The sequence below is a fragment of the Streptomyces chiangmaiensis genome (genome assembly GCF_036281785.1).
GTDB lineage: Bacteria > Actinomycetota > Actinomycetes > Streptomycetales > Streptomycetaceae > Streptomyces > Streptomyces chiangmaiensis.
In genome coordinates, this window is the sequence record NZ_JAYWVC010000167.1 from 1 (window position 1) to 17,500 (window position 17,500).

Sequence of the window (17,500 nt, forward strand, 5' to 3'; positions counted from 1 at the left end):
CGGTACGGCCGCGGTCGACGCTGACGGTGTTCATCAGCTCGACCGGCAGCGGTTCCCCCAGCAACGGCGCGCTCGTGGTCACACCCTCGTTCCTCATGCCACCAGGATAACTCCTGGCTAATGGATTGGATCCACTCCATTCATTTGGCGAGGCCAAGCGCCCGGTTCATGCATGAGGGCAGGCGCAGGCTCGCGAGAAGGAAACCTGCGCACCCTGCTCGGCGATCGCCCGTGCCGTCCGCGCGGCTCCGTCCTCCGTCTCGACCAGGGCATCGTCCGTCACCCCCGAACAGGTCCTGGCGGAGGAAGACCGCGAGGCCATGGGCGGCCCCGGCGACTCGAGGCAACAGGTCGAACGCGCTGTCGGGCTCCGGGGCGGGACGACCGATCACCGGCACGAGGGTGGCCGTCGGCCGGCGCGGCCGGCAGCCTGTCGCGATCGGCGAACTGCTGGTACGGCGCTGCCACGCTCACGCCGGCCCGGCGGCTCGCCTCGGCCGGCATCGGCGCCGCGCCGGGGGCTGCTCTGCGGCCGATCGGCCGGTCCGGTCCGCCGCCTCACGCAATCGGTCCAGCGAGCCCCCGTGAAACTCCACCAAGGCTTGAGACGTGTCGGCCGCCTCCGGCGGACCGGCACCCGCCTCCGTACTGTCCTGGTCGCTGTATCACCCAGGACCACAAAGAGTCGCACAAGTACACATAACGTACGGTGTGTTTCACACGGCGGGCCCAGTCCGTCGTGCCGAAGCGGCTCTGAAGCCCGCGGCCCCAAGGGGTGCGGGAAGCATCTAGGGCAGGAGAAAGATCGATGACAGCACGTGTCCGGTGGCCCAGGGGCCGCCGCTCAGCAACCCTGCGCACCGCGGTCCCCTTGGTCACCCTGGTGCTCGCGTCGACCGCCTGCGGCGAACAAGCAGTGCACGTGGGCGCCGGTGACTCCCGCCCGCCCGCCACCAGCCCAGGCACAGACAGTACCCGCACCGCGAGCCCCCGGACCACCAGCCCCCTGCCCGGTCTCAGCTCCCCTACCGGTGCGGCCTCGTCCGACCCCGGCGCCGCCCCGGCCGCACCCGCCGCCACCTGCACCGACCGGTACTTCTCCGGCATGACCACGGCTCAACGGGTCGGGCAGCTCTTCATGGGCGGAGTCTCCGCGGCCCGCCCCGACCAGGCCCAGCTGCGCACCCTGCGCACCTACCACGTGGGCTCCATCATGCTGACCGGGCGCAGCACCGCCGGCGTGACGGCGACCAGGAGGGTGGTCGACGGCATCCGAGGCCAAGCGGACCAGGTCGCCGGACAGCGGGTCGGACTGCTGGTCTCCACGGACCAGGAAGGCGGCCGGGTGCAGGTCCTCAGCGGCCCCGGTTTCTCGACCATACCCAGCGGGCTGACCCAGGGCAGCTGGTCGACGACAACGCTGCGCACCCGGGCCGCGGGCTGGGCCGAGCAGCTCAAAGCCGCCGGGCTCAATCTCAACCTGGCGCCGGTCGCCGACGTGGTCCCGGCAAGCCTGGGCACCCGCAACCGCCCCATCGGCTACTACTACCGTGAGTACGGCCACACCGCCGCCACCGTCGCCTCCCACAGCAACGCCTTCGCGGCCGGTTTCGCCCAGTCGGGCGTGATGACCACGCTCAAACATTTTCCGGGACTGGGCCAGGTGCTCGGCAACACCGACACCACCGCGAACGTCGTGGACTCCGTGACCACCACCAGGAGCTCCAGCCTCACGCCCTTCCGGGACGGGATCCGGGCCGGTTCACCGTTTGTGATGGTCTCGCTGGCCACTTACACCAAGATCGACTCCAAGCACCTGGCGGCCTTCTCGCCGACGGTCATCAATCAAGTGCTGCGGACCCAGCTCGGCTTCAAGGGCGTGGTCATCTCCGACGACATCGGCAACGCCGTCGCGGTACGGGCCTTCACCCCTGCTCAGCGGGCGGTCAACTTCATCACGGCGGGCGGAAACATGATCCTGACGGTGAATCCGAGCACCGTACCGGCCATGGCCTCGGCCATCCAGGCCCGGATGCAGCAGGACGCGTCCTTCCGCGCAAAGGTCAACGCGAGCGTCCACCGCATTCTCGATGCCAAAGCCAAGGCAGGCCTGCTCACCTGCCGCTGAACCGTTGCCGAGACCTTCAGCGTGGCTTGGTGTCCCAGGTGTCATCGCGCCCGGAGGGTTGCCACGGCGCCACCGATGCGTGAGGGCTTCGGTGCACTGTTGACGATCGACCGCTTCCCGCTGTCGCTCGTGCGGCAGGGTTGCCCCCGGGCTCGATCACCCGGAGCCGCGCCTTCGAAGAGGGGGCCGGACAGAGGAAGACTCCCGCCTACGGCCTTCATGCCGCCGCGCCGTCACCTGCTTGGGCCATGACGTGTCCGGCCCTGGCAAGGCCCTCGCACCCCCTCGAGTCAATGATTAAGAACGAATTTCACCTTTTAACGCCTCTTTAATGGCAAAAGTCATAGAATCCCTATACACGTAATTGTTGAAAAGGAAACACTAGGCAGCCACCACAGGATGCTGCCGACCGACTTGTTCCTGCGTCCGGGAACCGACCAATGCGTGCCAAAGGCAGTCGTCACAGCCCCGAAGGGCTCGCCGAGGCACTGGGAGACGTGGCTCTCCTGGTGTTGCGCCACCTCATGGCCGCCGGCGACCTCAGCCTCACCAGCGTCTCCACGCTGGACAGGCTCGGCCGGCACGGACCTGCCCGGCTCACCGAACTGGCGGCGGCGGAGGGAGTCGCTCAGCCCTCGATGACCCAACTGGTCCATCGGCTGGAACAGATGGGGCTGGCACAAAGAGTACGGGACCCGGGCGACCGCCGTGTGGTCCTCGTCGCCGTCACCGACTCCGGGCGAGAGCTGCTCTCCGAACGGCGGCGAGTTCATCACGCCCGCTTGATGGAACTGTTGTCGACTCTGCCCACCGAGGATCGACAGGTTCTGACCGAGGCGATGCAGACCGCACGTCCCCTCATCCGGCAGCTCATCCTCAACGCCACCACACCACCGCATCGGGCCGGCAAGGCGACGGCGTCGGCGACCAGCTCATGAACGAACCGACTCCGGACACCGTGCGTGACGAGGGCGATGAACGCGGCAGCGCCTTCCGTCCCGGAGTGCGCAGACCGCGAGCGCCGGCCCGGACGAGGCGTCGGCCCTCGCACCCCATGACCGGTCAACCGCTCGGTGCCCCTGGCGAAGAGCGGGCGCCCGCGAGGCAGTGGTACGGCCGGCACTCCCGACGAGGTCTTGTCAGCCTCACGGCCATGGCCGGCGCGTCGCTCGCCGTGCTGATCGCTGCGATCTTCGCGGCGTTCATCTGGTCCGGATTCAACGTGCGGGAAACCGGGCTGGCGGAGCGTCAATCCCACGCGGCACTCAGTCAGAGCCGGTTGGTCGACTCGCTCATCCTCGACATCGAAACGGGTCAGCGTGGTTTCACCATCACCCGGGACCCTCATTTCCTGCCGCCCTGGAGAGCCGCCGAGGCACGATTCCCCGCGCAGGCCGCAGAACTCGTCCGCCTCAGCCGATCCCCTGCCGAAAGAAGCCTGGCGGTCCAGATCAGCCGGGCGGGCCAGTCCTTCATCGACACCTATTCGACACCCCTGGTCAACGAGACGCGACAGGGCAATCCCCATGCGAGCAGCCTGGCAGCGACGCTGACGGGCAAGCAGAAGGTCGACGCGCTCAGGCACATGTTCGACCGCTACACCGCGACGGAGCGGTCCGACGTGGCCGCACGTGAGGCTGCCGCCGACGCGAGCGCCCGAAGGGCGACCGCCGTGGCGTCGGCGGGCTTCGGCGCCTCGGTTCTGCTCATCGGCACATACTCGGCATACGTCATCAGGGTGATCGTCTGGCCGGTCCGCAACGCGGCCGCAGTGGCCACCCGGCTCGCCGTCGGCGACCTGACCGCCCGCATGCCGATGACCGGCAGGCGGGAGATCGAGCAGCTGGAGACGGCGTTCAACACCATGGCCGAGTCGTTGGAGAGCAGTCTCGCGCAGGCGCGGGAGGCGCACGAGCGCCTCAGACTGCTCTACGACTCCAGTGTGGCCGTCGGCACCACGCTGGATGTGACGCGAACGGCTCAGGAGCTGGTGGATGTGGCGATACCCCGATTCGCCGACTTCGCCACCGTCGACCTGGCGATATGCGTACTGCGCGGTGAGGAGCCGACGGTTGCCGGCGATACCTCCATGCAGCGCGCGGCCACCGGCGGCATCCGCCACGACGCCCCACTGGAGTCCGCCGGCGCCATGGTGAAGGGCGGCCTGCCGGCCACGGGTGGTTCCCGATCCGCGCCACGGCCGATGCTCGTACACGACCTCAGCGCGTGCCCGCAGTGGCGGGCCGACAACCCGCAGGAAGCCGAGCGCCTCACCGCCTACGGCATGAGATCACTGATCACGATTCCCTTGATCACCCAGCACGTCCTGCTGGGTATGGTCAGCTTCTGGCGCTCCCGGCCCGCGCCGTTCGAGAAGCAGGACCTCATCGACGCCGAGGGACTGGCGGTCAAGGCCGCGGTCGCCATCGACAATGCACGCCGCTACACCCACGAGCGCGAGAGCGCGCTCACCCTGCAGCGCGCCCTGCTGCCGCAGCAGCCGGCCGAGCAGCCGGCCGTGGACATCGCCTACCGCTATCTCCCCGCGGGCACGCGGGCGGGTGTGGGCGGGGACTGGTTCGACGTCATCCCCTTGTCCGGGGTGCGGGTGGCCCTGGTCGTGGGTGACATCGTGGGACATGGCATCCACGCCTCGGCCGCCATGGGACGCCTGCGCACCGCGGTACGCACACTCGCGGACGTCGACCTCCCACCCGACGAGCTCCTCACCCACCTCGACGATCTCGTGCTCCATCTGGAGGACGCACCGGCGAACGGCGAGCGGGGCGCCACCTGCCTCTTCGCCGTGTACGACCCGGTCTCCCGCCACTGCACCCTCGCCAGCGCCGGCCATCCCCTGCCTTTCGTCATCGCCCCCGACGGCAGGGTGCAGGAGATCGCCGGGGAGATAGGCCCTCCGGTCGGGGTCGGCGGTCTGCCCTTCGAGAACATCGAGCTCGACCTGGCCGAGGGCAGCACCCTGGCCCTGTACAGCGACGGCCTGGTGCACTCCGGGACACGCGACTTCGGCGAAGGTCTCACCTTGCTGCGCAGCGCGCTGGCGTCGTCGCCGGACTGCCTGGAAGCCGCATGCTCCACCATCATGGACACCCTGCTTTCCGGCCCTCCCGAAGACGATGTCGTACTGCTGCTCGCCCGGACCTGTGCGCTCACCTCGGACCGGGTCGTCACCTGGGACATCCCCGCGGATCCGGAGTGCGTGGCACAGGCCCGAACCCTGGCCGTCGAGCAGCTCGAGGCATGGCGGCTGCCCGCGTTGACCTTCGTCACGGAGCTGGTGGTCAGCGAGCTGGTGACCAACGCGATCCGTTACGGCACGCCACCCATCCAGTTGCGACTCGTCCGCGACACCGCGCTCATCTGCGAGGTCTCCGACAGCAGCAACACCGCACCCCACCTGAGGCGGGCGCGCACCTTCGACGAGGGCGGCCGAGGTCTGCTGCTGGTCGCCCAGCTGACCCAGCGCTGGGGCACCCGGCACTCCAAGGGCGGCAAGACCATCTGGTGCGAACAGGCGCTCCCCGCCGCGGACAACTCACCCGCTGCGGGCGGAGACCCGGATGACGGCACGCCCGCTCCGGAGGCCTGAGCGCTCGCCTGGCCCGCACTCCGGATCCGGCGACTCCGCCGTACCGGCTCTGCTCGCGTCGCTCACCACGCCGGCGGCGGCGCGGCGGGCGTTCATCCGGTCAGTTCGGCGCGTGGGCCTGCTGCCTCGACGTCAGGACCGCGATCGTGCGTTCGCACCAGTCACGGTTGCCCTGTTCGAAGGCCAGGCCGCGCATACACGTCAGATAGGGGCCGATACGGTCCCCCTGGCGCAGGAACTCCTCTTCCGTACGCTCGCCCCGCATCCCGCGCAGCAACGTGCCGAACAACTCGACCTTGGCCGCGGCAACGGCTGCGCGCTCGCCGAGCTGCGCGATCAGCGCCCCGAGGTCGACGTGGTCGGCGGCCTGCACCTTGACGAGGAGGTCATCGCGGATGAACGAGGGCTTCGCGGCGGCGGCCGTGAACTCTTCCAGCTCCTCCAGCCCGGCGTCGGTCACGTGGAACAGGCGCTTGGTGGGGCGGGTGGCCTGCACGACCTCGCGGCCCGCGATCAGCCCGTCCTTCTCCAGGCGGGTCAGCTCGGCGTAGAGCTGCTGGGGCTGGGCGTACCAGTAATTGGCCACCCCGAGGTCGAACGCCTTCGCCAGCTGGTAGCCGCTGAACTCCCCGTCGAGCAGCGCTGCGAGTACGGCGTGCCGTAGCGCCATCGGGTCGCCTCCTTCATGCCCCTGTCGCCGGACCTGCCATCCATGATAGTCATGAAAGTGACTAGTCACTTTCATGACTAACGGAGAGAGTGAGTCGGGCCATGATCACCGCAGATCGTTTCCGCGACGCCGTCGACACACGCGACCTCGCGGCCCTGGACGACCTGTTCACCGAGGACATCCGCCTCTACAGTCCCGTGAAGTTCACGCCCTTCGAGGGCAAGCCGCTGGTCCTGGGCCTCTTCGGCGTCCTGTTCCGCACGTTCGAGGACTTCCGCTACATCGGCGACCACACCGGTACCGCGCAGACCACTGCCGACGGCTCGTCCGCCCCGTCGGCGGTCCTCCTTTTCCGCGCGAAGGCCGGAGGCAAGGAGATCCACGGTATCGATCTGCTGCACTTCGACGACGACGGCCGGATCAAGGAGTTCACCGTCATGGTCCGCCCCCGTTCCGCCGTCCACGCCCTGGGCGCGGCGGTGCTGGCCGGGCTGGTCTCGGACGGACTCGCGCCTGCGTCCTCCGGTCAGTAGAGGCACGCCCTGCCCACCCGCGCCGGCCGTCCCGAGTCCGGCGAAGAACCAGAGGGTGCCCCGACGGGGCGAGCGCCAGGTCGCTTCCCATGCATCGGTCATGCGAGGAATCGTGCACCCGGTCGAGCCGCACGTGCCGGTGGTTGTACGACGGCTTCCTCGCCCGCAACACTGCCCACCGGCAACCAGCAGTGCTCGTGGTCGATCGGCCGTTGCCATGGGCGGCCTCGCCCGCCACCCCGGACTCAACCGGCCGACGCGACGGGCTCCAGCCTCACAATGGGGAACTTGCGCGACGTCCTGGTCTCGTAGTACTCGCTCTCGGTCCAATAGGCGGACCAGATCCCGTACAGGCGCTCCCACTCGGGCGACGCATGCGTCACGACGGTCGGCGTCGCTCTGAGGATGCGGTCCCCCACTTCGATGATCACCTCAGGCATGGCCGCGACGTTGCCGACCCACGCGGGATCCTTCTCCGCGCCCCGCGCCGAGCCGCAGACGAGATAGCCGTCACCGTCGACGGCGTACACGAGGGGGTTCACCCGTTCCCCGCCGGTACGGCGGCCGACCGTGTGCAGGAGCAGCAGCTGCGCGCCCTCGAAGTGACCCCCCACCACCCCGTTCCGCCCCCGGAACTCTTTGATGATCCGCTCGTTCACGCCCTGCACATCGACCATGCCCGCCTCACTCCGCCCGAAGATCCAAACAGCCATCAGCTAACCAGCAAGCCACCTGGCTGAACCGAGCCACGCCGCACCCATGTGCCGGATGCCGAGCGCGTCCACTCGGACCGGCTCCGGTCGACGGACATCGTCAGCGGGCGTTCACCCGCCTGCGCCGGAACGGATCGGAACGGCTCGAGGCAGCGGTGCCGCGCGCCGCGGCTCGGGCCGGGCCGTCGGGGAGGGTGAAGGAGAAGACCGCCGTCACCGCCGCGATCGCGGCCAGGGCCAGATAGGCGTGTCGGTAGGCGGCGAGGGGCGGGTCCACCGCGGCTCCGGCAGGGGTGGACAGAACGAGGGCTGTGGTCACCGCCGCGGGCGCGAGGGCTCCTCCCGTCTGGCGGACGACGGTGTTCAGCGTGGAGGCCTGGGCCAGGTCCGACCGGGCGAGGGTGGCCAGCGAAGCCACCGTCGTCGGCATGAATACCCCGCCCATGGCGATGCCGAGCACGAACATGAGGCCGCGGAAGGTCCACAGGCTGGTGTGCTCGTCGCAGGCGGCGAAGAGCAGCAGTACCCCGGTGACACCTGCCATACCGCACCCGATGATGACGCGCGGGCCGATCCGGGCGTAGAGGGCCCCTGCGATCTGGACGGTCAGCAGGACGCCGAAGGCTTCGGGGAAGGTGCTGGTGCCGGATTCCAGGGCGCTGCGGCCCTGTCCCTGCTGGAGGAAGAGGGGGCCGAGGTACATGGCGCCCAGGATCGGCACCAGGCCCACCAGGCTGATCAGGTTGGTGTCCCGAAAGAGCCGATCCGCGAAGAGACGCAACCTCAGCAGCGGCTCGGCGGTGCGCAGTTCGACGGCGATGACGGTGGCGAGCAGGACGGCGCCGAGGAAGAGGGCGGTGACCACGGCGACGGAGGACCAGCCGCGGTTGGGTCCTTCGCAGATGCCGAACATCAGGGAACCGAGGGCCGCCGCGCTCAACAGCAGTCCCGTCAGGTCGAATCGGCCGGGCCGGGGGCCGCGGTGCTCGGCCAGGAACAGCAACCCGAACAGCACGGCCGGAAGGCCGACCGGAAGATTGACGTAGAACACCCACCGCCAGGACAGGTGGTCCACGAGCAGCCCACCCAGGATGGGGGCGGCGGCCGGGGCGATCTGCTGCGGGATGATCGTGTACCGCGAGATCCGCACTTGTTCCGAGGAGTTGAAGGTGCGGAACAGCAAGGAGGCCGAGGCCGGGAAGAGGACTCCGGCGGACAGTCCCTGGATCGCGCGGAAGGCCACGAGCTGACCGAGGCCGGCGGCCGTACCGCACAGCAGTGAGGAGCCGAGGAAGCCGACGAGTGCCATGAGCAGGACGCGTTTGCCACCGAACCGTTCGACCAGCCAGGCCGAGGCGGGGATGGCCATGGCCAGGCAGACCGGATAGACCACGACCACCCCGTCCAGAGCGGCCGTGGTGAGCTGGAACTGACGGGCGATCGAGGGCAGCGCCACGGTGGTGATCGCTCCGTCGACGATCGCGATGAACGTCACGCAGACACACATGACGGGGACGACGAAACGCTGGCTCAGCTGGGACAAGGGCACAGGCAGGACGGGACGACGCCGGAACGACAGCACATGCTGAGCATACTCACGATGTGCATGTTCATAGGATGGGGCGAACCGCGGGGCAGGGAAGTGACATGGCAGTGCACGGCAGTAGCGACATCCTGGTCGACGAGCTCTACGAGACGACACAGCAACTGCGCCGATTCGTGGAGTCCCGGCTGCGGACCCACGGCGCCTCGGTCGCCCGTCTGCGTGCCCTGCGGATGCTCGCACGATCCGAGCGACCTCTGCGCATGCGGGACCTGAGCGAGATGACGGGAGTCGCGGCACGCACCACGACCAGCATCGTCGACAGTCTGGAGCGCGACGGCCTGGTGGAGCGGCTCCGTCACCCCCACGACCGTCGGGCCTTCCTGCTGCGTCTCACCGACGAAGGACTGCGATGCCACCACGAGGCGGAAGAGGTGGACCGCCTGGCCCTCGCGGAGGCTACATCCGCTTTGGGCGCGGAAGACCGCGCCCAGCTGCGAGCCCTGCTCGCCCGCATCCGCGAGGCCACCGGCTGACACCGGCCCCATGAAGCGACGGCGACGGCGGCACCACTGATGGGGCGAGCATCGGCGGCCTCGCGGAACCCGACCTCTGGGCGTCAGCCGCCCAGCGCGCGCAGGACCACGACCTTCGCCTCGTCCTGCACCCGCCGAAGGTGGTCGGGCCCGAGGAACGACTCCGCGTAGATCTTGTACACGTCCTCGGTGCCCGATGGACGCGCCGCGAACCAGGCATTCCCGGTGGCCACCTTGATGCCCCCGATGGGCGCGCCGTTGCCGGGCGCCTCGGTGAGCACGGAGGTGACCGGCTCACCGGCAAGGGTGTCGGCACTGACCTGGGCCGGGGACAGCTTGGCCAGGCGTGCCTTGTCCTCACGGGATGCCGGCGCGTCGATGCGGGCGTACGCGGGCTCACCGAAGCGCGCGGTGAGCGCGGCGTAGTGCTGGGACGGCGTCTTGTCGGTGACGGCTGTGATCTCGGAGGCGAGCAGGGCAAGAATGATGCCGTCCTTGTCGGTGGTCCAGACCGAACCGTCCCGACGCAGGAACGACGCCCCGGCGGACTCCTCGCCACCGAAGCCGAGTGAACCGTCGACCAGCCCGTCCACGAACCACTTGAACCCCACGGGCACTTCCACCAGTCGCCGGCCGAGGTCGGCGGCGACCCTGTCGATCATGCCGGAGGAGACCAGCGTCTTGCCCACGCCCGCCTCCGCGGGCCAACGTGTGCGGTGGGTGTAGAGGTAGGAAATGGCCGTGGCGAGATAGTGGTTGGGATTCATCAGCCCGGCGTCAGGGGTGACGATGCCGTGCCGGTCGGCGTCGGCGTCGTTGCCCGTCGCGATCCGGAAACGGTCGCGCTGCTCGATCAGCGACGCCATGGCGTACGGCGACGAGCAGTCCATACGGATCTTGCCGTCCCAGTCCAGCGTCATGAATCGCCAGGTGGGATCGGTGACTGGATTGACCACCGTCAGGTCGAGACGGTGCTGCTCCGCGATGCGCCCCCAGTAGGCGACGGACGCTCCACCCAGCGGATCGGCGCCGATGCGCACGCCCGCGGCCCGGATCGCGTCGAGGTCCAGCACGCTCGGCAGCTCGGAGACGTACGCGCCGAGAAAGTCGTGACGGCCGGTGCCGGGCGCCGAGAGCGCCTGGGCGTAGGTGACGCGTCGTACGTCCTTCATCCCGCCCGCGATGATCTCGTTCGCCCGGTCCTGGATCCAGGAGGTCGCATCCGAGCCCGCCGGGCCGCCGCTCGGCGGGTTGTACTTGAACCCGCCGTCGGCCGGCGGGTTGTGCGAGGGCGTCACCACCACACCGTCGGCGAGGCCGGAGGTGCGCGCCCGGTTGTGGGTGAGGATCGCGAGCGAGACCGCGGGAGTGGGGGTGTAGCCGTCGTCCGTGTCCACGAGCACCGTCACGTCGTTGGCCGCGAAAACCTCCAGAGCCGTGATCCTCGCCGGCTCGGACAGCGCATGGGTGTCCGCGCCGAGGAACAGCGGACCGTCGGTGCCCTGCCGTGCGCGGTACTCGCAGATGGCCTGGCTGGTCGCGGCGATGTGGTCCTCGTTGAACGCGACCGCGAGCGAGGATCCACGGTGTCCGGACGTGCCGAAGGCCACCCGTTGCCCCGGCTCGGCCGGGTCGGGGTGCAGCGCGTAGTACGCCGTCACCAGCCGCGGGACGTCGACCAGGTCCTCGGGACCGGCCGGCTTTCCCGCTCGTTCGTGCTGCATCGCACCCACTCCTCCACATCGACCGTGCATCCGCTCGCGATCTCATCTTGCCCCCTGCCAGGGACGGGAGTCGCACATTCCCGCCCGGAGCGCAGGGGCACCCAGGGCGTCCCGTCTCCCCCACCGTGTACGGTCCACCGTCTGACCCATCACAAGTTCACCTACATGAACTTGACTCATGTGGGTGTACGTACCTCCGCCTGCCGTGCAAGACTCCGTCAACTCCCTTGTGACGCCAGCAAGTTCGAGAGGTAGGCCCCGTGAATGTTTCACGACGTACCGTTCTGGCGACGGCAGCCGGCGCTGCGGCCGCATACGCTTCTTCGGGGCAGCAGGCACAGGCGGCTGCCGCCCAGACACCGGCCCACACGGTGCGCGTGCTCCGTGCCGCGGCCGACTACGCGGTGGACAAGGTCCGCTCCGTCGCACCGGGCGTGAACGGCTTTCCCGTCGGGACGAAGTTCGAGAAATGGGTCTACTCGCAGAACGGCGACTGGGTCGGCGGGTTCTGGCCGGGAACACTGTGGATGGCCTGGCTCTACAGCGCGGATGATGCATTCCGCTCATGGGCACTGGCATCGGCGCGGAAGCTCGCGCCCCGTCAGTACGACACCGGCACGCACGACCTCGGTTTCCTGTTCTATCCGTCATGGGTCACGGCCTGGCGCCTGACGGGCGACGCCACATGGCAGGCAGGTGCCGTACAGGCGGCCGACTCGCTGATCCGGCGCTACAACCCGCGCGGTCACTTCATCCGGGCGTGGGGTGCGTTGAACGATCCCAACAACGCCGGCCGGATCATCATCGACACCATGATGAATCTCGACCTGCTGGCGTTCGCGAGCAAGCAGACCGGCGACGACACGTACCTGAACATCGCCGTGGAGCACGCGAATACCGCCCAGCGGGTCTTCCCCCGCCCGGACGGGTCGACCCCGCACGTCTTCGACTTCGACCCGGACAGCGGCGCACCGATCGGTCAGGCCACCGTGCAGGGCTACAGCCCCACCTCGTGCTGGTCGCGCGGACAGGCCTGGGGGGTGTACGGATTCACCACGATCCATCGCCGGACGGGAAACCAGCAGTTCCTGGCCACCGCGCGGAAGCTCGCCGACTTCGCGATCGACGCACTGGGCCCGGACAACATTCCCGTCTGGGACTACCGTGCGCCGCAGCAGCCCTATGACATCAAGGACGCTTCGGCCGGCGCGATCATGGCATGCGGACTGCTCGACCTGTCCGCCGCCACGGGCAGCCCCAAGTACCGTGACGTGGCGCTGCGGCTGCTGACCGCGCTGTCGGAGACCTGCCTGACACGCAACTCCGCCCGCGCCGAGGCCGTCGTGGCCCGCTGCACCCGGAACAGACCGGCCGAGGACGGCATAGAGATCTCGCTTCCGTATGCCGACTACTACCTGCTCGAGGGCATCCTTCGCGTGCTGCGACCGAGCGACGTCGACCGCGCGATCGACCTGTCGGCAGTCTGACCGGCTCTTCACCGGCGCGGGTTGTATGCCACGCACACCGTTGAAGGCGATGTCGGCTGCGGTGACCGGGGGTTCCCGCCTTCCGTCGAGCCCCGAATGCCCGGCTCGAAGGAAGGTCTGGCGCGGGATCCTCCGGTACCGCGGCCGTCAGGCATGACCACTCGTCACAGCATGGTGCGCATTCGCGTGATCTCGCTCGTCTGCTGAGCGATCACGTCGTCGGCCATCTCCTCGATCCGGATGTTGTTGCCCTGCGCCTTCACATCGGTGGCCATGGTGATCGCCCCTTCGTGATGGGTGATCATCAGTGTGAGGAAGAGCTGGTCGAAGGCCTTCCCTTCGGCGGCGCGCAGGTTCTTCAACTGCCCTTCGGTCGCCATGCCGGGCATCGCGCTGTGCTCGTGCTCGTGACCGCCGCTCTTCTCCGCTTCGCCGTACGCCTTCAGCCAGCCCTTCATGGCTCTGATCTCCGGCTCCTGAGCAGCGGCGATCCGCTCGGCGAGCCGTCTGACCTGCGTGGAGTCGGCGCGCTCCGGGGCGAGTTCGGTCATTTCCAGTGCCTGGGAGTGGTGCTCGATCATCATCCCTGCGTAGGAGACGTCGGCCGCGTTGGGGGAATCGTCCTCCGCGCGCTGCTGGGCGGCCTCTTCTGCGGACAGGGTCCGGTTCGCCTCCCCTGGCTCACCGGGCGCGATCACCGAAGGGCCGGACGCCGCGGCCGACGTGCCCTCGGAACCGGAGTCGCACCCTCCGACTCCCAGCACGGCCAGAGCGGACAGCGCGATCGCGACGAAAGACGCCCGTGGCGCACGGCGGAACAGCACAACGGCCTCCTGTGGCAGGCGGGTTGAGGGACAGCTCGTGATTCTGGGTCACAGTCCTAGCAGGATTCAGCGCGTTACCGATCAAAAACCTTCATTGCAAGTACATTGCCCTCTGTTGGTCTGTGCATGATGAAGACGATACTGCGGGTTGTGTGAACCGTTCCGAGGCGAACGGAACTAGGGAGGAAACAGTGATCCTGTTGAACGACCCTCGAACACGGCGCAGACGTCTGGGAGTTGTGGCAGCCGCCGCCGGACTTCTGGCCGCTCTCCTCACAGCCGCCCCGGCGACGGCGATCCCCGACCCCGGGGACGCACCCACCGCGCGAAAGGGGATCTCCAAGAGCGCGCAGGCCGAGGCACGGGAGGCCGTCGCAAGCGGCGAGATACCCGGCCAGGACGAGATCGTCCACTCCCGCAACGTCGAGCACCTCACCAACGTCCCCAAGGACGTGCTCCCCGGGACCAATTCGGACCTGGCCTTCCAGGGCAAGTACGCCTTCGCGGGCAACTACGACGGCTTCCGCATCTTCGACATCAGCGACCCGCGGTCTCCGAAGACGGTCGCCCAGGTCCTGTGTCCGGGATCGCAGAACGACGTGTCCGTCTCCGGCGACCTGCTGTTCCTGTCCACCGACTCCTCGCGCAACGACAGCAGCTGCAACAGCACCACGCAGCCGGCGAGCGAGAAGTCCTCGTGGGAGGGCATGAAGGTCTTCGACATCAGCGACAAGACCAACCCCAAGTACGTCGCCGCCGTGGAGACCGCCTGCGGCTCGCACACCCACACGCTGGTACCCGAGCGCAGCAACGTCTACATCTACGTCTCCTCGTACTCGCCGAGCGCTGCCTTCCCCGACTGCCGGCCGCCGCACGACGGCATCTCCGTCATCAAGGTCCCGCGCAACACGCCGGAGAAGGCGGCGGTCGTCGACTTCCCGGTGCTGTTCCCCGGTGAGGGCCCGGACGGAGGCGGCAACCCCGGTGCTCCCACCAACCCGGGAGTCTCCAAGACCACCGGCTGCCACGACATCACGGTCCTGCCCTCCCAGGACCTGGCCGCGGGCGCCTGCATGGGCGACGGCATTCTGCTGTCCATCAAGGACCCGGAACACCCGAAGGTCATCGACCAGGTGCAGGACAACGTCAACTTCGCGTTCTGGCACTCCGCGACCTTCAACCAGAAGGCGAACAAGGTCGTCTTCACCGACGAGCTGGGCGGCGGCGTCGGGGCCACCTGCAACGCGGCGACCGGCCCGAACCGCGGGGCCGACGGAATCTACGACATCGTCGGCAAGGGCGAGAAGCGCAAGCTCGTCTTCCGGAGCTACTTCAAGATCCCGCGCCACCAGGCGGACACCGAGAACTGCGTGGCTCACAACGGCTCGCTGATCCCCGTCAAGGGCAGGGACATCATGGTGCAGGCCTGGTACCAAGGCGGCGTCTCCGTCTGGGACTTCACCGACTCCCTCCACCCGAAGGAGATCGGCTACTTCGAGCGCGGTCCTCTCACCACCGACACCCTCACGACCGGCGGCTCCTGGTCGGCGTACTACTACAACGGTTACGTCTACTCGAACGACATCGCCAAGGGCTTCGACGTCCTGAAGATCACCGACTGGCGCACGGACCCGGCGAAGCGGGTCCATCTGCATGAGCTCAACGTGCAGACCCAGCCGGAATACTTCGACTGACGCAGAGCAGGGACCATGACGCCCCTTCGGCTCTGACGCGTCGGCCGACCGGCGGTTCGGCCCGGCCGAACCGCCGGATTCCCTTCGCGACAGGGTCCGAATCGATATGAACCCCCAGGCCGGCGCCCTGGAGGTTCATCGGCCGACGGCAAGATCGGCGCCCTTCTCGCCACTTCATGAACACAGCGCCCGCGAGGTCGCCCACGCATGCGGCCAGGAGTCGAAAGATTCCCGCGTCCAGGGGCTTCCCCGAGCGACGGATCACTGCCGCCCGGAGAGATGACCTGTGAGGTGCCGTCCTGCAGGTGCTCAGCCGGGCCCAAGGAGCGTCCACCTGCGGTTGCCCCGATCGACGTGGGAGTTGAACAGGCCCGCGCCAGAGGTTGCCCAGCACCATCGGTCGGAGCTCTCGCCGCCCCGGTGGTCATGAATCCGAGCAGGACGGGCGTCGCTGCCTCAGGGGCGGCGCTCCGGTACGTTGTCGTGGACCCGCTTGGGGTCGGTGACGGCCACCGGCCGCAGGACCTCCTCGATACGGGCCATCAGGTCGGCCTCCAGCACCACACCGGCCGCCTTGGCGTTCTCCTCGACCTGCTCCGGCCGCGAGGCACCGATGATGGCCGCCGAGACGTTGGAGTTCTGCAGCACCCACGCCACCGCCAGCTGCGCGAGGGACAGGCCGGCATCGGCAGCCAGCGGCTTGAGCTGCTGGACGGCCGTCAGCACATCGTCACGGATCCACCGCGCGATCATGCCCGCCCCACCCTTGTCGTCCATGGCCCGAGAGCCGGCCGGCGGCTGCTGACCGGGCTCGTACTTGCCCGTCAGCACACCCTGCGCGATGGGCGAGAACACCACCTGCCCCATGCCGAGTTCCTCGCAGGTGGGTACTACCTCACCCTCGATGACCCGCCACAGGGCGTTGTACTGGGGCTGGTTGGACACCAGCGGGATACGCAGCTCACGCGCCAGCGAATGGGCGCGCCGGATCTGCTCCGCGGGCCACTCGGAGACGCCGATGTAGTGGGCCTTGCCTGAGTGGACGATGTCGGCGAAGGCCTCCATCGTCTCCTCCAGCGGCGTGGCCACGTCGTACCGGTGCGCCTGGTACAGGTCCACGTAGTCGGTCCGCAGGCGCCGCAGCGACCCGTTGATCGACTCCATGATGTGCTTGCGCGACAGTCCCCGGTCGTTGCGGCCGGGCCCGGTGGGCCAGTAGACCTTGGTGAAGATCTCCAGCCCCTCGCGGCGCTCGCCCTTCAGCGCGTCGCCCAGGACCGATTCGGCCCGCGTCCCGGCGTAGGCATCGGCGGTGTCGAAAGTGGTGATGCCCGTGTCCAGCGCGGCGCGTACGCACGCGGCTGCCGCGTCCGCCTCCACCTGCGAACCATGGGTGAGCCAGTTCCCGTAGGCGATCTCGCTGATGATCAGGCCGCTGCGGCCGAGATGACGGTATTCCATAGAGGCAATCCTTCGTTGGCATGTGCGAGGCTCTCGACATGGCCCTGTGCACACGCACCACGGCCTGCCGACAGGTCGGCACCCGGGCGATCGGTTGCTGCAGGGACACTCGTCAGCTCATCAGATCATTTCGCACCCCTGCGGCAACAGCAGATGACTACTACTGCTGGACGTACTCTGGACAGGATCACCCAACCACATCAGGACCGGAGCGCGCCCCGCCGTCAGTCCTGCACGGCCATCTCGCCGAGCTGGGACCAGTCGTCCTGCTCCAGGACGGTGTTGACGATGCGCGGCGTCTCGACCAGGTGGGGCGGCAGTGTCTGCACGGCGGACTCGAAGTGGCCGGACTGGACATGCGCGGCGCCCGCGTCCCCGTCCCGGAACGCCTCGACCAGCACGTATTCGGTCGGATCGTCGAGGCTGCGCGACCAGTCGAACCACAGACAGCCGGGCTCGTTGCGCGTGGCCTCGGTGAACTCCCGCGTGATCTCGGGCCACCGCTCCGCGTACTCCGGCTTGACCCGGAACTTGGCCGTGATAAAGATCATTCCACGCTCCCTGTTCGCATGTGATC

At 68.5% G+C, this 17,500-nt stretch carries 14 protein-coding genes; 7 read left to right on the forward strand and 7 right to left on the reverse strand.

Going from position 1 to position 17,500, the window contains the following annotated elements:
- The first annotated feature begins 808 nt into the window (after nt 1–808).
- The 3 genes from VXC91_RS32775 to VXC91_RS32785 all read left to right on the forward strand — a co-directional run bounded on the left by VXC91_RS32775 (nt 809) and on the right by VXC91_RS32785 (nt 5,738).
- The gene (locus VXC91_RS32775; RefSeq protein WP_329510988.1) at nt 809–2,128 is read left to right on the forward strand and encodes a glycoside hydrolase family 3 N-terminal domain-containing protein; all 1,320 of its coding nucleotides are present in this window, start codon (nt 809–811) and stop codon (nt 2,126–2,128) included.
- Between the two features lie 440 nt (nt 2,129–2,568).
- Nucleotides 2,569–3,066 carry a MarR family winged helix-turn-helix transcriptional regulator gene (locus VXC91_RS32780; protein WP_329510989.1) on the forward strand — a complete coding sequence of 166 codons (498 nt, stop codon included), beginning with the start codon at nt 2,569–2,571 and terminating at the stop codon, nt 3,064–3,066.
- Between the two features lie 215 nt (nt 3,067–3,281).
- Complete coding sequence (locus VXC91_RS32785) at nt 3,282–5,738, forward strand: SpoIIE family protein phosphatase (protein ID WP_329510990.1); 2,457 nt, start codon at nt 3,282–3,284, stop codon at nt 5,736–5,738.
- A gap of 100 nt (nt 5,739–5,838) precedes the next feature.
- Here VXC91_RS32785 and VXC91_RS32790 read toward each other — a convergent pair whose 3' ends face one another.
- Nucleotides 5,839–6,408: a PadR family transcriptional regulator gene (locus VXC91_RS32790; protein ID WP_329510991.1), complete on the reverse strand. Its 570-nt coding sequence runs from the start codon at nt 6,406–6,408 to the stop codon at nt 5,839–5,841.
- A 101-nt stretch (nt 6,409–6,509) separates the two neighbouring features.
- Between VXC91_RS32790 and VXC91_RS32795 the strand changes: the two genes are divergently transcribed.
- Nucleotides 6,510–6,941, forward strand: a complete 432-nt coding sequence (locus tag VXC91_RS32795) for a nuclear transport factor 2 family protein (protein WP_329510992.1) — start codon at nt 6,510–6,512, stop codon at nt 6,939–6,941.
- A gap of 245 nt (nt 6,942–7,186) precedes the next feature.
- Here VXC91_RS32795 and VXC91_RS32800 read toward each other — a convergent pair whose 3' ends face one another.
- Together VXC91_RS32800 and VXC91_RS32805 are read right to left on the reverse strand one after the other, a co-directional pair.
- Nucleotides 7,187–7,618 (reverse strand): nitroreductase/quinone reductase family protein, encoded by a 432-nt coding sequence (locus tag VXC91_RS32800; RefSeq protein WP_329510993.1) that lies wholly within the window; start codon nt 7,616–7,618, stop codon nt 7,187–7,189.
- Between the two features lie 136 nt (nt 7,619–7,754).
- Entirely contained in the window at nt 7,755–9,161 is a 1,407-nt protein-coding gene (locus tag VXC91_RS32805) for a DHA2 family efflux MFS transporter permease subunit (protein ID WP_329511000.1), read from the reverse strand.
- Nucleotides 9,162–9,301: 140 nt separating this feature from the next.
- On the opposite strand from VXC91_RS32805, the gene VXC91_RS32810 reads away from it, so the two are divergent.
- Nucleotides 9,302–9,733 (forward strand): MarR family winged helix-turn-helix transcriptional regulator, encoded by a 432-nt coding sequence (locus VXC91_RS32810; RefSeq protein ID WP_329510994.1) that lies wholly within the window; start codon nt 9,302–9,304, stop codon nt 9,731–9,733.
- Between the two features lie 83 nt (nt 9,734–9,816).
- Here the strand turns inward: VXC91_RS32810 and pgm are convergent, their stop codons facing one another.
- The gene (gene pgm / locus VXC91_RS32815; RefSeq protein ID WP_329510995.1) at nt 9,817–11,457 is read right to left on the reverse strand and encodes a phosphoglucomutase (alpha-D-glucose-1,6-bisphosphate-dependent); all 1,641 of its coding nucleotides are present in this window, start codon (nt 11,455–11,457) and stop codon (nt 9,817–9,819) included.
- Nucleotides 11,458–11,717: 260 nt separating this feature from the next.
- On the opposite strand from pgm, the gene VXC91_RS32820 reads away from it, so the two are divergent.
- Entirely contained in the window at nt 11,718–12,944 is a 1,227-nt protein-coding gene (locus VXC91_RS32820; protein ID WP_329510996.1) for a glucuronyl hydrolase, read from the forward strand.
- Between the two features lie 164 nt (nt 12,945–13,108).
- On the opposite strand, the gene VXC91_RS32825 is transcribed toward VXC91_RS32820, so the two are convergent.
- Nucleotides 13,109–13,768: a DUF305 domain-containing protein gene (locus VXC91_RS32825; protein ID WP_329510997.1), complete on the reverse strand. Its 660-nt coding sequence runs from the start codon at nt 13,766–13,768 to the stop codon at nt 13,109–13,111.
- A gap of 191 nt (nt 13,769–13,959) precedes the next feature.
- On the opposite strand from VXC91_RS32825, the gene VXC91_RS32830 reads away from it, so the two are divergent.
- A complete protein-coding gene (locus VXC91_RS32830) occupies nt 13,960–15,462 on the forward strand; it encodes an LVIVD repeat-containing protein (protein WP_329510998.1) in 1,503 nt (500 codons plus the stop codon).
- A gap of 456 nt (nt 15,463–15,918) precedes the next feature.
- Here the strand turns inward: VXC91_RS32830 and VXC91_RS32835 are convergent, their stop codons facing one another.
- Both VXC91_RS32835 and VXC91_RS32840 read right to left on the reverse strand, forming a co-directional pair.
- The gene (locus VXC91_RS32835) at nt 15,919–16,923 is read right to left on the reverse strand and encodes an aldo/keto reductase family protein (RefSeq protein WP_329510999.1); all 1,005 of its coding nucleotides are present in this window, start codon (nt 16,921–16,923) and stop codon (nt 15,919–15,921) included.
- A gap of 224 nt (nt 16,924–17,147) precedes the next feature.
- Complete coding sequence (locus VXC91_RS32840; RefSeq protein ID WP_329511001.1) at nt 17,148–17,474, reverse strand: putative quinol monooxygenase; 327 nt, start codon at nt 17,472–17,474, stop codon at nt 17,148–17,150.
- Nucleotides 17,475–17,500: the final 26 nt, after the last annotated feature.

Coding starts and splice junctions, on each gene's coding strand:
- pgm (WP_329510995.1), bottom strand. CDS start 11,457: ATGCAGCACGAACGAGCGGGAAAGCCGGCCGGTCCCGAGGACCTGGTC.
- VXC91_RS32775 (WP_329510988.1), top strand. CDS start 809: ATGACAGCACGTGTCCGGTGGCCCAGGGGCCGCCGCTCAGCAACCCTG.
- VXC91_RS32840 (WP_329511001.1), bottom strand. CDS start 17,474: ATGATCTTTATCACGGCCAAGTTCCGGGTCAAGCCGGAGTACGCGGAG.
- VXC91_RS32795 (WP_329510992.1), top strand. CDS start 6,510: ATGATCACCGCAGATCGTTTCCGCGACGCCGTCGACACACGCGACCTC.
- VXC91_RS32805 (WP_329511000.1), bottom strand. CDS start 9,161: ATGTGTGTCTGCGTGACGTTCATCGCGATCGTCGACGGAGCGATCACC.
- VXC91_RS32780 (WP_329510989.1), top strand. CDS start 2,569: ATGCGTGCCAAAGGCAGTCGTCACAGCCCCGAAGGGCTCGCCGAGGCA.
- VXC91_RS32810 (WP_329510994.1), top strand. CDS start 9,302: ATGGCAGTGCACGGCAGTAGCGACATCCTGGTCGACGAGCTCTACGAG.
- VXC91_RS32790 (WP_329510991.1), bottom strand. CDS start 6,408: ATGGCGCTACGGCACGCCGTACTCGCAGCGCTGCTCGACGGGGAGTTC.
- VXC91_RS32785 (WP_329510990.1), top strand. CDS start 3,282: ATGGCCGGCGCGTCGCTCGCCGTGCTGATCGCTGCGATCTTCGCGGCG.
- VXC91_RS32800 (WP_329510993.1), bottom strand. CDS start 7,618: ATGGTCGATGTGCAGGGCGTGAACGAGCGGATCATCAAAGAGTTCCGG.
- VXC91_RS32835 (WP_329510999.1), bottom strand. CDS start 16,923: ATGGAATACCGTCATCTCGGCCGCAGCGGCCTGATCATCAGCGAGATC.